12 protein-coding genes are annotated in these 13,663 nt (G+C 72.7%); 6 read left to right on the top strand and 6 right to left on the bottom strand.

Annotation, left to right across the window (positions count from 1 at the left end; all coding sequences use genetic code 11):
* The first annotated feature begins 16 nt into the window (after nt 1–16).
* Entirely contained in the window at nt 17–2,353 is a 2,337-nt protein-coding gene (locus tag F4556_RS19055; protein WP_184917529.1) for a SulP family inorganic anion transporter, read from the top strand.
* Nucleotides 2,354–2,377: 24 nt separating this feature from the next.
* Here F4556_RS19055 and F4556_RS19050 read toward each other — a convergent pair whose 3' ends face one another.
* On the bottom strand, nt 2,378–2,911 hold the full coding sequence (locus F4556_RS19050) for a hypothetical protein (protein WP_184917527.1): 534 nt from the start codon (nt 2,909–2,911) through the stop codon (nt 2,378–2,380).
* Nucleotides 2,912–3,175: 264 nt separating this feature from the next.
* Here F4556_RS19050 and acs point away from each other — a divergent pair, with 264 nt between their 5' ends.
* A complete protein-coding gene (gene acs / locus F4556_RS19045; protein ID WP_184917524.1) occupies nt 3,176–5,131 on the top strand; it encodes an acetate--CoA ligase in 1,956 nt (651 codons plus the stop codon).
* A 67-nt stretch (nt 5,132–5,198) separates the two neighbouring features.
* On the opposite strand, the gene F4556_RS19040 is transcribed toward acs, so the two are convergent.
* Nucleotides 5,199–6,329, bottom strand: a complete 1,131-nt coding sequence (locus F4556_RS19040; RefSeq protein WP_184917521.1) for a serine hydrolase domain-containing protein — start codon at nt 6,327–6,329, stop codon at nt 5,199–5,201.
* Between the two features lie 353 nt (nt 6,330–6,682).
* Here F4556_RS19040 and nhaA point away from each other — a divergent pair, with 353 nt between their 5' ends.
* The 4 genes from nhaA to F4556_RS19020 all read left to right on the top strand — a co-directional run bounded on the left by nhaA (nt 6,683) and on the right by F4556_RS19020 (nt 10,017).
* Nucleotides 6,683–7,981, top strand: a complete 1,299-nt coding sequence (gene nhaA / locus F4556_RS19035) for a Na+/H+ antiporter NhaA (protein WP_184917517.1) — start codon at nt 6,683–6,685, stop codon at nt 7,979–7,981.
* A gap of 154 nt (nt 7,982–8,135) precedes the next feature.
* A complete protein-coding gene (locus tag F4556_RS19030; RefSeq protein ID WP_184917513.1) occupies nt 8,136–8,612 on the top strand; it encodes a phage holin family protein in 477 nt (158 codons plus the stop codon).
* Nucleotides 8,613–8,715: 103 nt separating this feature from the next.
* Nucleotides 8,716–9,666 carry an alpha/beta fold hydrolase gene (locus F4556_RS19025; protein WP_184924814.1) on the top strand — a complete coding sequence of 317 codons (951 nt, stop codon included), beginning with the start codon at nt 8,716–8,718 and terminating at the stop codon, nt 9,664–9,666.
* A 129-nt stretch (nt 9,667–9,795) separates the two neighbouring features.
* Nucleotides 9,796–10,017, top strand: a complete 222-nt coding sequence (locus F4556_RS19020) for a hypothetical protein (protein WP_184917510.1) — start codon at nt 9,796–9,798, stop codon at nt 10,015–10,017.
* Nucleotides 10,018–10,024: 7 nt separating this feature from the next.
* On the opposite strand, the gene F4556_RS19015 is transcribed toward F4556_RS19020, so the two are convergent.
* The 4 genes from F4556_RS19015 to nth form a co-directional block, all read right to left on the bottom strand.
* On the bottom strand, nt 10,025–10,726 hold the full coding sequence (locus F4556_RS19015) for a metal-dependent hydrolase (protein ID WP_184917475.1): 702 nt from the start codon (nt 10,724–10,726) through the stop codon (nt 10,025–10,027).
* Nucleotides 10,727–10,907: 181 nt separating this feature from the next.
* Nucleotides 10,908–12,092, bottom strand: a complete 1,185-nt coding sequence (locus F4556_RS19010) for a MarP family serine protease (protein WP_184917471.1) — start codon at nt 12,090–12,092, stop codon at nt 10,908–10,910.
* Between the two features lie 81 nt (nt 12,093–12,173).
* Nucleotides 12,174–12,836 (bottom strand): NUDIX hydrolase, encoded by a 663-nt coding sequence (locus F4556_RS19005; RefSeq protein ID WP_184917467.1) that lies wholly within the window; start codon nt 12,834–12,836, stop codon nt 12,174–12,176.
* Nucleotides 12,833–13,657, bottom strand: coding sequence for an endonuclease III (nth, locus tag F4556_RS19000; RefSeq protein WP_184917465.1), 825 nt, complete (start codon nt 13,655–13,657; stop codon nt 12,833–12,835). The genes F4556_RS19005 and nth overlap by 4 nt, the downstream gene beginning before the upstream one ends.
* Nucleotides 13,658–13,663 lie beyond the last annotated feature (6 nt).

The raw sequence follows: 13,663 nt of genomic DNA, 5'->3' as shown, positions 1-13,663 counted from the left end.
GGAAAGACGGGACACCATGACCCTCGACGTCTCCGCCGCACCCATCGCCTCCGACACCACCGACCACGCCCCGCCGGGCCGCCTCGGACGGCTGACCAGGGACTTGCCGGCCTCCCTGGTGGTCTTCCTGATCGCCGTCCCGTTCTCGCTCGGCATCGCACTCGCCACCGGCGCCCCGCTCACCTCCGGGCTGGTGGCCGCCGCCGTCGGCGGCATGGTCGCCGGAGCCCTCGGCGGCGCCCCGCTCCAGGTGACCGGCCCCTCCGCCGCGCTGACCGTGATCGTGGCCGGCCTGATCGCCCAGTTCGGCTGGCAGGTGACCTGCGCGGTCACGGTGGCCGCCGGGCTCCTGCAACTGCTGCTCGGCACCTTCCGGGTCGCCAGGTCCGCACTGGCCGTCTCCCCCGCCGTCGTGCACGGCATGCTGGCCGGGGTCGGCCTCACCATCGCCATCGCCCAACTCCACGTGGTGCTCGGCGGATCGCCGCAGAGCGCCGCACTCGCCAACCTGATCGCGCTGCCCGGCCAGCTCTCCGGGCCGCACCTGCCCGCGCTCGCGGTCGGCGGGCTGGCGATCGTGCTGCTGTTCGGCTGGCCCCGGCTCGGCCTGCTGCCCGGCCGGGCCGGCCGGATCGGCGCCGTCGCCGCCCGGGTGCCCGCCGCGCTGGTCGCGGTGGCGGCCGCCACCGGCCTCTCGATCGGCCTCGGCCTCACGCTGGCCCGGGTCGAGCTGCCCGGCTGGGAGCGGCACGACTTCGCCGCGCTCCCCTCGGCGGCCCAACTCGGCGCGCACTGGCCGCTGTTGCTGGCCGCTGTGCTGACGGTGACGGCGGTGGCCGGTGTGGAGTCGCTGCTCTCCGCCGTCGCGGTCGGCCGGATGGCGCCGGGCCCGATCGACCTGGACCGCGAGCTGCGCGGCCAGGGCATCGCCAATCTGCTCACCGGTCTGCTCGGCGGTCTGCCGGTGGCCGGCGGCGCCGTCCGCAGCACCGCCAACATCCGGGCGGGGGCCGCCAGTCGGTGGTCCGCCGTGCTGCACGGGGTCTGGGTGCTGGTGGCCGCCCTCGCGCTCGGCGGCGGCCTGCGGCAGATCCCGCTGGCCGCGCTCGGCGCGCTGGTGCTGGTGGTCGGCGTCCAGATGGTCAGCTTCGCGCACATCCGGCGGGTGCACCGGCACCGGGAGTTCCCGGTCTACCTGGCCACCGTGCTCGGCGTGGTGCTGCTCGGCGTCCCGCTCGGGGTGCTGCTCGGCGGCGGGGTCGCCGCCCTGCTGGCGCTGTACCGGCTGACCCGGGCCCATGTCGACGTGCTGGCCGAGCCGGACGGTTCCTGGACGGTCCGTACGCACGGCCCGCTGACCTTCGCCGTGGTGCCCCGGCTCAGCCGGGCGCTGGCCGGCATCCCGGCCGGCACCCGGGTGACGGTCAGTCATGACGGCTCGTTCCTGGACCACGCGGCCTACGAGCAGGTGCACACCTGGCGGGCCGGCCACCAGGCGGCCGGCGGCCGGGTCACCGTGCTGACCGAGCTCGACGAAGAGGTGCTGGACCCGGACGGCACCGTCCGGGCGGGCAGTTCGCCGGGCCCGCACCGCTGCCGGGCCTGGACGCCCTGGGGCGGCCACCACTGCATCGAGCCGGGCGCCGACGACCCGCACGGCCGCCTGCTGGACGGCGTCCGCGGCTTCCAGCAGCACACCGCCCACCTGGTCAGGCCCGAGCTGGCCCGGCTGGCCAGGGAGGGCCAGACGCCCTCCCAGCTCTTCCTCACCTGCGCCGACTCCCGGCTGGTGACCAGCATGATCACCAGCAGTGGCCCGGGCGACATGTTCACCGTCCGCAACGTCGGCAACCTGGTCCCGGCCCCGTACGAGCCCGGCGCGGCCGACGACTCGGTGGCGGCCGCCGTGCAGTACGCGGTCGAGGTGCTGGAGGTCCGCTCGATCACCGTCTGCGGCCACTCGGGCTGCGGCGCGATGAAGGCCCTGCTGGACGGCGTGCACCTGACCCCTGGCCCGCCCACCCCGCTCGGGCGCTGGCTGCGCAACGGCCGGGGCTCGCTGGCCCGGCTGCGCCGGGCCCCCGCGGAGTTCGCCGACCGGCCGGTGGTCAGCGAGGTGGAGCAGCTCTGCATCACCAACGTGGTCCAGCAGTTGGACCAGCTGCTCGCCCACCCGGCGGTGGAGCGCAGGGTCACGGCGGGCACCCTCCGGCTGGTCGGCATGTACTTCGACTTCGCCGACGCCCAGGCGTACGTGCTGGACCCGGTGCTGCGCCGCTTCGTCCCGGTCTCGGACCAGCGGCGGAGCCCGACCGAGCCGGGCCCCGCCGACACCCCGAGCCTGGCCGCCTGACCAGGCGTCAGCCCGTCAGCCCGGCTACGGACCCAGCAGGTTGGCCAGGTCGGCCGGGGTGACGTAGCCGGGCCAGCGGCCGTCGGTGAAGAGGTGCACGCCGGCGTCCCAGTAGCACTGGTCGACCAGCTGGGAGCAGATCATGTGCCTGCTGTCGGCGACGTACTTCCTGAGCAGTGGTCCGAGCGGGAGGTGGAAGCGGTGCGCGGCCAGCGCGAAGTAGTCGGCCACGCTGTACGGGGTGCCGACGTAGCCCCGGGCGGCCGCGACCACCGCCCGGCGCTGGTCGTCGGTCAAGGGGATCCGCCCGGTCGACCAGCGGGTCGGGCGGTTGTCGTAGACGGAGAGCGGTCGGAGCTCGGCCCCGCCGGGCTGGGCTTCGACCAGTTCGCCGTTCCCGACGTGGACGAAGGCGTGCTCGAAGTCGGTGAAGCCGTCGCCGTTGAGCCACTGGCCGATCCGGATCAGGCGGCCGCCGTGGCCGCCCATCCGGACCACGGCGAAGTCGCCGGGTTGGGGTTCGGTACGGGAGTCGGTGCTCGCGGGAAGTCCGGACATGCTGTCCCCCCACCAGGGCGGGTCGCGGTCGGCCCGGTGCCGGCCGGGGCTCCAGCCCTGCTGTCAGTGGAGTACCGACCGGACGGTCCGTCAAGGCTCGCCGCACCGCGTAAAGCGTCCCGACCCGGTCAAAGGTCTACACCAATTCCACGATGCCTCTTGTCAACAGGGCGGTTCGCCTGGTGAGCTGTGCGCTGGGACACACGGGACAATCCCTTCCGCACGGGATCTCCCGGCAGATTGAGACTCGATGAGGAGTGCGCGTTGAGCAACGAGAGCCTGGCCAACCTGCTCAAGGAGGAGCGCCGCTTCGCTCCCCCGGCGGAGCTGGCGGCCGACGCCAACGTCACCGCGGCCGCGTACGCGCAGGCCTCCGAGGACCGGCTCGGCTTTTGGGCCGAGCAGGCCCGCCGTCTCAGCTGGGCGGTCGAGCCCACCGAGACCCTGGACTGGTCGAACCCGCCGTTCGCCAAGTGGTTCGCCGACGGCAAGCTCAACGTGGCGTACAACTGCGTGGACCGGCACGTCGAGGCCGGCAACGGCGACCGGGTGGCGATCCACTTCGAGGGTGAGCCCGGCGACAGCCGCTCGATCACCTACGCCCAGCTCAAGGACGAGGTCTCGCAGGCCGCCAACGCGCTGCTGGAGCTCGGCGTCCGCAAGGGCGACCGGGTCGCGGTCTACCTGCCGATGATCGCCGAGGCGGTCGTGGCGATGCTCGCCTGCGCCCGGATCGGCGCCACCCACTCGGTGGTCTTCGGCGGCTTCTCGGCCGACGCCGTGGCCTCCCGGATCCAGGACGCCGACGCCAAGCTGGTGATCACCGCCGACGGCGGCTACCGCCGTGGCAAGCCGTCCGCGCTCAAGCCCGCCATCGACGAGGCGCTGACCAAGGTCGACGGCGTCGAGAAGGTGCTCGTCATCCGCCGCACCGGCGAGGACGTCGCCTGGACCGAGGGCCGGGACGTCTGGTGGCACGAGATCACCGCGCGCCAGTCCACCGAGCACACCCCCGAGGCGCACGAGGCCGAGCACCCGCTCTTCATCCTGTACACCTCCGGCACCACCGGTAAGCCCAAGGGCATCCTGCACACCTCCGGCGGCTACCTGACCCAGGCCGCCTACACCCACCACGCGGTCTTCGACCTCAAGCCGGAGACCGACGTCTACTGGTGCACCGCCGACATCGGCTGGGTCACCGGGCACTCGTACATCGTCTACGGGCCGCTCGCCAACGGCGCCACCCAGGTGATCTACGAGGGCACCCCGGACACCCCGCACCAGGGCCGGTTCTGGGAGATCGTGCAGAAGTACGGCGTCACCATCCTCTACACGGCGCCCACCGCGATCCGCACCTTCATGAAGTGGGGCGACGACATCCCGGCCAAGTTCGACCTCTCCAGCCTCCGGGTGCTGGGCAGCGTCGGCGAGCCGATCAACCCCGAGGCGTGGATCTGGTACCGCGAGCACATCGGCGGCAACAAGACCCCGATCGTGGACACCTGGTGGCAGACCGAGACCGGCGCGATGATGATCAGCCCGCTGCCGGGCGTCACCGAGACCAAGCCGGGCTCCGCCCAGCGCGCCCTGCCGGGCATCGCCGCCACCGTGGTGGACGACGAGGCCCGCGAGGTGCCGAACGGCTCCGGCGGCTACCTGGTGCTGACCGAGCCGTGGCCGTCCATGCTGCGCACCATCTGGGGCGACGACCAGCGCTACATCGACACCTACTGGTCCCGCTTCGAGGGCCGGTACTTCGCCGGTGACGGTGCCAAGAAGGACGAGGACGGCGACATCTGGCTGCTCGGCCGGGTGGACGACGTGATGCTGGTCTCCGGCCACAACATCTCCACCACCGAGGTCGAGTCCGCCCTGGTCGGCCACCCCGCCGTGGCCGAGTCGGCGGTGGTCGGCGCGACCGACGCCACCACCGGCCAGGCGATCGTCGCCTTCGTGATCCTGCGCGGCACCGCGACCGAGACCGAGGAGCTGGTCGCCGAGCTGCGCAACCACGTCGGGAAGACGCTCGGCCCGATCGCCAAGCCGAAGCAGATCAAGGTGGTCAGCGAGCTGCCGAAGACCCGCTCCGGCAAGATCATGCGCCGCCTGCTGCGCGACATCGCCGAGGGCCGCGAGGTCGGTGACACCACCACCCTGGCCGACTCCTCGGTGATGAACCTGATCCAGTCCCAGCTGCCCGGCGGCGCCGACCACAGCTGACCGGTCGTCAGTACCAGCGCTGCGGCGGGGGCCGTCACCGGCCCCCGCCGCGGTGTCACGCCAAGACTCAGCCCGCCAGCCGCCGCAGCGTCGCGTACGCGGTCTGGGTGAACCGGCGGCGCAGCCCCGGCAGCGTGCTGGCCATCGCCACCAGCCCCACCTGGGCCACCGGGTTGAACCCGGCGAACACCGCCGAGGCCGCCCCGCCGTCCCGGCCCCCCGAAGCCTCGGCCGTCGCACCACGGCCCCGCAGCGAGCCCGTCGACCCCGTGTGGAAGAGCAACTCGCCCTCCTCCACCGACCGCTGGTTCCAGGTCAGGGCGATCCGCGCACCGGAGCGGCGCCGCTCGACCCGGGGCAGCCGGACCTCCCGCAGCGCCGCCTTCAGCGCGGCGGCCGTGCCGCCCCGGTCCGTGATCGGCACCGCGTCCACCGCCAGGTGTGCCTGCAGGTAGCGCAGCATGTCGTCCGCCGTCGAGCTGAGCGCGGCCGCGCCCGGCAGGGCCGGCAGCCGGAAGGACGGCACCCGGCGGCCCCGGCGGTAGCCATGCGGCCCGCAGGAGGTGTCGATCAGCCCGAGCGGGCCGCAGATCCGGCTGGCCAGCAGCTCCTCGTAACGGACCCCGGCCGCGCTCTCCAGCGCCAGCCCGAGCAGCCCGCAGCCGAGGCTGGAGTAGCGGACCTGCGCCCCCGGCATGCCCCGGACCGGCGTCCGCGGCAGCGCCCGGAGCAGGTGCGGCCGACTGAAGGTGGCGTACGGGGCGGTGAACCAGCGCGGCAGCGCCGAGGGGAGCAGGCCGACCGGCAGCCGGGGCAGGCCCGAGGTGTGGGTGGCCAGGTGCAGCAGGGTGATCGGCCGCTCCTGCGGATAGCCGGGCAGCACCTCGGCGGGCAGGTAGCGGTCGATCGGGTCCTCGTACCTGACCTCGCCCCTGGCCACCATCTCGGCGAGCAGCAGCCCGGTGAAGGTCTTGGTGACCGAGCCGAGCGCGAAGCGGGTGTCGGCGCGCACCGGCCGGGCACCGGAGCGGTCGGCGTAGCCCCGGCAGACCACCGTCCGCTCGTTCCCCCGGATGACGGCGACCGCGACGCCGCCGGTCGGCGAGACCCCGCTGAACAGGGGCCGGATCAGCTGGGCCAGCTCCGGGGAGAGGGCGGGCAGCGGTGAGGGGGGCCGGTCGGTTATCTGACTGGACATCAGGAGCTCCGGGATCGGGCGGGACCGCCCGGTCCGGACGGCATATGCCCGACGGTAGGAAGCTCGCCGACCGGCCGCACCGCACGGCACCCGTTCGAGGGAGCGCACGAGAGGGCGCGCGCCGGGCGGAGGCGCGGGTTCCCGAGCGAAAGTCAGCTCTCTTCATAAAATAGGCAAACCGGACACCGCCTCAGGGTTGCCGCGCCCGCCCGCCAGAGACCACCCGTTAGCCAGAGACCACCCGTTAGACTGTCAAAAACACAACAAGATTTCTGAGGCGCGCCGGGAAGACTGGTCGGCACCGCACCACCGGTGTATCCGTTTGCCGCTCCCCGCCCTGGAGGTCTCCCGTCGTGGCCACGCCGCCGCCCACCCCGACCCGCCGTCAGTTCCTCGGACGGCTCTCGCTGCCCGAGCGGACGTACCTCGCCGACGCGCTGCGCACCGAGACCGTGGGCGGCATCCTGCTCCTGCTGGCCGCCGCCGCCGCACTCCTCTGGGCGAACCTCTGGCCCGGCTCGTACGACTCCGTCCGCGAGTGGACCATCGGCCCGTCCGCGCCGCTGCACCTCGACCTCAGCCTGGACGCCTGGGCCAAGGACGGGCTGCTGGCCATCTTCTTCTTCGTGGCCGGGATCGAGCTCAAGCGCGAGTTCGTCGCCGGTGAGCTGCGCAACCCGAGGGCCGCGATGCTGCCGGTGGTGGCGGCGGTCTGCGGCGTAGCGCTGCCCGCGATCGTCTACACGCTGGCCAACGCCGGACCCGGCGGCCACCCGACCGGCTGGGCCATCCCGACCGCGACCGACATCGCCTTCGCGCTCGGCGTGCTGGCCGTGGTGGGCAGTCACCTGCCGTCCGCGCTGCGGGCGTTCCTGCTCACGCTGGCCGTGGTGGACGACCTGATCGCGATCCTGATCATCGCGGTGTTCTACAGCTCGGGCATCAAGTTCTGGGCGCTCGGGCTGTCGCTGGCCGGTCTGGTGCTGTTCTGGTTCCTGCACCGGCACGGGGTCCGCGGCTGGTACCTGTACGTGCCGCTGGCCTTCCTGATCTGGGCGCTGATGCACGAGAGCGGGGTGCACGCCACGGTCTCCGGCGTCGCGATGGGCCTGATCCTGCGCTGCCACAAGGTCGGCGACGAGAAGGTCTCCCCCGGCGAACACATCGAGCACCTGGTCCGGCCGCTGTCGGCGGGCTTCGCGGTGCCGGTCTTCGCCCTGTTCGCGGCCGGGGTGGCGATCACCGGCCCGGCGCTCGGCGAGGTGTTCACCCAGGCCACCCCGCTCGGCATCGTGCTCGGCCTGCTGGTCGGCAAGACGGTCGGCATCTTCTGCGGCACCTGGCTGGCCGCCAGATTCACCCGGGCCGAGCTCAACCCGCAGCTCAAATGGGCCGACCTGTTCGCGGTCGCGACCCTGGCCGGCATCGGCTTCACCGTCTCGCTGCTGATCAGCGACCTGGCCTTCCCGGACGACCCGGAGCTGGCCGACCGGGCCAAGGCCGCCGTACTGGTCGGCTCGCTGCTCTGCGCGCTGGTCGCCACCGTGCTGCTCAAGCTGCGCAACCGGCACTACCAGCAGCTGGTGGACGAGGAGAACCTCGACTCGGACGGCGACGGCATCCCGGACGTCTACCAGCAGACCGCGCTCTGACCTGAAACCATCCCTGAGGGCCCGTCAGGTGACACGCCGTCGCCCGAGGGGCGCCCCGGAGTGGTGCCGGACTGGCCGGTCGGGGCATGATTCAGAGCTGTCGGCAACAAATCCCGCCACCGCAACTGCCCGGCCTCGTGAAGGAGAACCGCTGATGCCCGCAGGAACCGCAGAACCGACCAGCGACGGCCGGGCGCCCTACGAGGGCGAGCGTTCGGTGGGGCAGCTGTTCGCGGCGGCCACCGCCGACCTGTCCGCCCTGGTGCACGACGAGATCGCGCTCGCCAAGGCGGAGATCCGACAGGACGTCAAGCGCGGGGTCTCCGGCGGCGTCTCGCTGGCCGTGGCCGGCGTGGTCGCGCTGGCCTCGGTGCCGATGCTGAGCTTCGCCGCCGCGTACGGTCTGCAGGCGCTCGGGCTGACCCTCGGCTGGTCCTTCCTGATCGTGGCCGGCGCCTACCTGCTGCTGGCCGCGCTGCTCGGGCTGCTGGCGCTGCGCTCGTTCAAGAAGATCGAGAAGCCGCACCGCACCATCGAGGGCGCGCAGAAGACCAAGGACGTGCTGAAGAACGCCCGGCCGCGGCCGGCCACCCAGGAGGAGATCGACCGGGGCCTGGGCCGCCGCCCCTGACGGCGCAACGGGCCCGCGTCACACAGCATTCACACCACCGGTGAGTGCCGGAGACGCGTTCGGCGACCGGGTGTGACAGGCTCTCGGTATGCCGCTGGACCAGATGCCCACGCCCTCCCGGGCCAGTACCCCGAGGACCGAGATCACCGAGACCCCGTGGGAGCTCCGCTCGGCCGGACCATGGACCCACCGCGACCTGGCGGCGAACGGCGCCCGGTTCCACATCGCCGAAGCCGGTGAGGGCCCGTTGGTGCTGCTGGTGCACGGCTGGCCCGAGTACTGGTGGGCCTGGCGGCACCAGCTGACCGCGCTGGCCGAGGCCGGCTACCGGGCGGTGGCGCTGGACCTGCGCGGCGTCGGCGGCAGCGACCGGACCCCGCGCGGCTACGACCCGAGCAACCTGGCGCTGGACATCACCGGCGTGATCCGCTCGCTCGGCGAGCGGCAGGCGCACCTGGTGGGGCACGCCCTGGGCGGTTCGCTGGCCTGGGTGGCGGCCGTGATGCGGCCCTCGGTGATCCGCAGCCTGACCGTGGTCTCGGCGGCCCACCCCCGGCAGCTGCGCCGCGCCCTGCTGACGGACCGTCGGCAGATGGCCGCCTTCGACCACGTGCTGAACTTCCAGCGCCCCTGGGTGCCGGAGCGCCGCCTGGTCGCGGACGACGCGGCCCTGGTCGGCCGCTACCTGACCGAGTGGACCGGGCCGAACCAGCCGGACGCCGAGGCGCTGCACGCGTACCGGCAGGCGGTGCAGATCCCGAGCACCGCGCACTGCTCGATCGAGCCGTACCGCTGGCTGCTGCGCTCGATGGCGCGGCCGGACGGCATCCAGTTCGCCCGCCGGATGAAGAAGCCGATCAGCGCGCCGACCCTGCACATCCAGGGGGCGGCCGATCCGGTGCTGCTCGCGCACACCGCGCTGGGCGCGGGCGAGTTCGTCGAGGCGCCGTACCGCTGGCGGCTGCTGCCCGGGGTCGGGCACTTCCCGCACGAGGAGGCACCGGCTGAGTTCTCGGCGGAGCTGATCGAGTGGGTCGGGGAGCACCAGGGCTGAGCACCAGGACCGGGCGGCCGACGGTGGCCTGGGCCACCGGACTTGACGCATGTTCATATGACAACTGCATAGGACAGTCGGGTCATCCGGCCACGGTTACTCCGCCCGACAGGCGGGCATCCCTCCGGTATGACCTGGATGCCCGACCGCGAAGCTGCCACGCGCCGACGACGCCGCACCAGCAGCTCGCAGCAGCCGCCGTACCCCGAACCACTGGCCGACCCGCACGCGTACGAGACCTACGGCCGGATCGGCCGGCAGCGCGCGGCAGAGGCGCATCCGATGGGCATCCCGCGCATCCTCCGGCGGCGCGCCCGCTGGGTGGGGGCGCGCCTCCGTCGGGAGGAGTGAGCCGCCGTCAGGTCAGCACGGTCGGCGAGACCGCCGTGAACCACAGCAGCACGAAGGTCGCCACCGACATGATCGGCACCAGCACCTTGGTCTCCACCGAGTTGCCGGTGCGCTTGATCAGCACCACCTCGTAGCGCTCCTTGTGCGGCCAGAGCAGCGGCGCGCCCTTCTTCGTCAGGCAGTCGCCCAGCAGGTGTGCCAGGGTGCCCAGCGCGACCGCGTACGGCAGCCAGCCGGGCGCGTTGGGCATCCAGTTGTTCATCCCCGCCGTGCCGAGCACCGACAGGCCGATGATGGTGATCCACATCGTCGGCCCGTCGCCCGGCGGGTGCAGCCGCAGCGCCCGGATCGCCAGCGCGATCAGGAAGAACGTCATCGCCAGGGTGAAGTTGCGGCCCAGGAAGCTGACGCCCGCCCAGGTGCCGCCGCCCATCAGCGCGACGAACAGCAGCGAGTGGGTGGCCTTCCGGTGCCCGCCGGAGGCCCAGGCGACGAAGCGGCAGAGCACCTTGGAGATCGGGCCGAGGAAGTTGGCGATCGTCCCGTCGTGGTGGTCCAGGTCGGGCAACAGGGCCGCCCCGGCCGCCAGGATGGTGCCCATCATGACGTCGGCGGGCGCCAGGTGGACGTCGAACATCATCGGCGCCAGGAACGGCGCGGTGCCCGCGTACAGCATCGCTCCGCTCACCGCGTGCGAGTGACCCATCATGACCGGCCGTCCTCCAATGCCCCGTACCGCTTCTGACCTGCCGTCGGACCCCGTGCGCCGCACGGCGGTTGAGCCGAACGGGTGAGCCCGGGGCGACGCTACCAGCCGGGGCCCGCCGGGCGCGGCAGGCCGGCAGGCTGACGGCGGGTCAGAGTGTGCGGGTCCACGGGCTGACAGTGGTTCAGAGCGCGCAGCCCTCGGTGTCCACCCGCGTGGAAGCGCCCGCGCCGGCCTGCGCCTCGCCGCGCACCTCGGCGGCGGTCAGCACGTAGCCGGTGTCCGAGCTGTCCAGCGACTTGGCGAAGACCATCCCGTACACCCGGCCGTCCGGGGTGAGCAGCGGGCCGCCGCTGTTGCCCTGGCGGACCAGCGAACGCACCGAGTAGACGTCCCTGACCACCTGGCCGCGGTGGTAGATGTCCGAGCCGTAGGCCTGGATCCGGCCGCGGATGCGGGCGGGCTGGACGTTGAACGCGCCGTTCTCCGGGAAGCCCGCGACGATCGCGCTGTCGTTGGTCTTGGCCTCATCGGCGAAGACCAGCGCGGGGGCGTTCAGCTTCGGCACGTCCAGCACCGCGATGTCGCGCTGCCAGTCGTAGCGGACCACGGTGGCGTCGTAGAGCTGGCCGGTGCCACCGATCTGCACGGTCGGCTCGTCCACGCCGCCGACCACGTGGGCGTTGGTCATCACACGGTGCGGGGCGAACACGAAGCCGGTGCCCTCCAGGGTCTTGCCGCAGGCGGTGGCGGTGCCGACCACCTTGACCAGGCTCTGCCGGGCCTTCGCCACCACCGGGCTGTTGGCCAGCGTCGGGTCGGGCGGGCTGACCTCGGTGATCGACTCCTGCTCGAAGGGGTTGAAGACCTGGGGAAAACCGTTCCTGGCCAGGGCCTTGGTGAAGTCGGAGAACCAGTTCTGCGCGTCCGCCGGCAGGACGGACTTCACCCCGCCGAGCACCTGCGAGTTGCGGACCTGCTTGGAGACCGTCGGCATCGAGGTGCCGGCCAGCGCCGAACCGATCAGCCAGGCCACCAGCAGCATCGAGATCATGTTGACCACCGAGCCGCCGATCCCGTCCAGCACCCGGGTCGGGCGCCGGTCGATGTGACCACGCAGTTTCCAGCCGAAGTGGGTGGTCACCGCCTGGCCGATGGCGGCCAGCACGATCACCACCACGACCGCGACCACCGAGGCCACCGTGCCGGGGTCGAGGTGGCGCAGCAGCAGCGGGAGCAGCTGGACGGCGATCAGGCCGCCGCCCAGGAACCCCAGCACCGACAGCACGCCGACCACGAAGCCCTGCCGGTAGCCGGTCACGGCGAAGCCCAGCGCGGCGACGATCAGCAGTAGATCCAGGACATTCACCCGGCTACCCTCCCACGGGCCGACGCCCGAACGGCGGTACGCCCGGCGACGTCACGCAAACCCCCCACGCCGCACCCGCCCCTACAGGCTGAGCGTCCGTGAGCTGTCCCAGTCCCGTTCCAGGCCGCTGTAGTGCAGCACCCGGTCGATCACGCCCGCCGTGAAACCCCACACCAGCCGCCCCGCCACCTGGAACGCCGGGCCGACGTGGCCGGACGGGTGCCGCAGCCTGGCCCGGTTCGCCGGATCGGTCAGCTCGGTCAGCGGCACCCGGAACACCGCGCCGGTCTCGGCCGGGTCGACCGGCGCGACCGGCGTCTCCCGGCGCCACCAGCCCAGCACCGGCGTCACCACGAAGTCGCTGACCGGGATGTACAGCGCGGGCAGGGTGGCGAACACCTGCACCCCGGACGGGTCGAGCCCGGTCTCCTCCTCCGCCTCGCGCAGCGCGGCGGCCACCGGACCGACGCTCGCCGGGTCGCCGTCCGCCGGGTCCAGCGCACCGCCCGGGAAGGACGGCTGGCCGCCGTGCGAGCGCAGCGCCCTGGCCCGCTCGATCAGCAGCAGGTCCGGGCCCGAGGGACCGTCACCGAACAGCACCAGCACGGCCGACGCCCGGCCCCCCTGGGCCGGCGGCAGGAACCGGCTGAGCTGCTCGGGCCGCACGGTCTCGGCCGCCTCCCGCACCGGCAGCAGCCACTGCGGCAGCCCGTCCCGCTCGATCAGTTCCGCCAGCCCCGTCACTCGGACACCTCCACGGTCACCGTCCCGGCCGGTCGCGCGGGCTCCCCCGGGTAGTCGGCCGGCGGCTTGAGCCGTTGGCCCGGCTGGCCACCCTTCTCGTACTTCAGCAGCTTCGCGGCCTTCTCGGGGTCGGTTTCACCGACTCCGTACGAGGGGCAGAGCGCACTGATCGGGCAGGCCCCACAGGCCGGGCGGCGGGCGTGGCAGATCCGGCGGCCGTGGAACACCACCCGGTGCGACAGCATCGTCCACTCGGACTTCGGGAAGATCTCCGCCACCGTCGCCTCGACCTTGACCGGGTCCTCGTCCGCGGTCCACCCGAACCGCCGGGCCAGCCGCCCGAAGTGGGTGTCCACGGTGATCCCGGGCACCCCGAAGACGTTGCCGAGCACCACGTTGGCGGTCTTCCGGCCGACCCCCGGCAGCGTCACCAGGTCGGCCAGCCGGCCCGGCACCTCACCGCCGAAGTTGTCCCGGAGCGCGATCGACAGCCCGATCAGCGACCTCGCCTTGGCCCGGAAGAAGCCGGTCGGCCGGATGATCTCCTCCAGCTCCTCCGGCACCGCCGCCGCCATGTCCTCCGGTGTCGGGTACTTCGCGAACAGCGCCGGCGTGGTCTGGTTCACCCGCAGGTCGGTGGTCTGCGCCGACAGCACCGTCGCCACCAGCAGCTCGAACGGGTTCTCGAAGTCCAGCTCCGGGTGCGCGTACGGATAGACCTCCGCCAACTCCCGGTTGATCTTCCGCGCCCGCCGCACCATCGCCAGGTGCGACTCCGGCTTCCGCGCCTTCACGGGCGACTTGACCTTGCTCTCTGCCATGCACGA

Source organism: Kitasatospora gansuensis (genome assembly GCF_014203705.1).
GTDB classification, from domain to species: Bacteria; Actinomycetota; Actinomycetes; order Streptomycetales; family Streptomycetaceae; genus Kitasatospora; species Kitasatospora gansuensis.
Note: the sequence above shows the minus strand (reverse complement) of the source record. Positions and strands in the feature narration are given on the sequence as shown.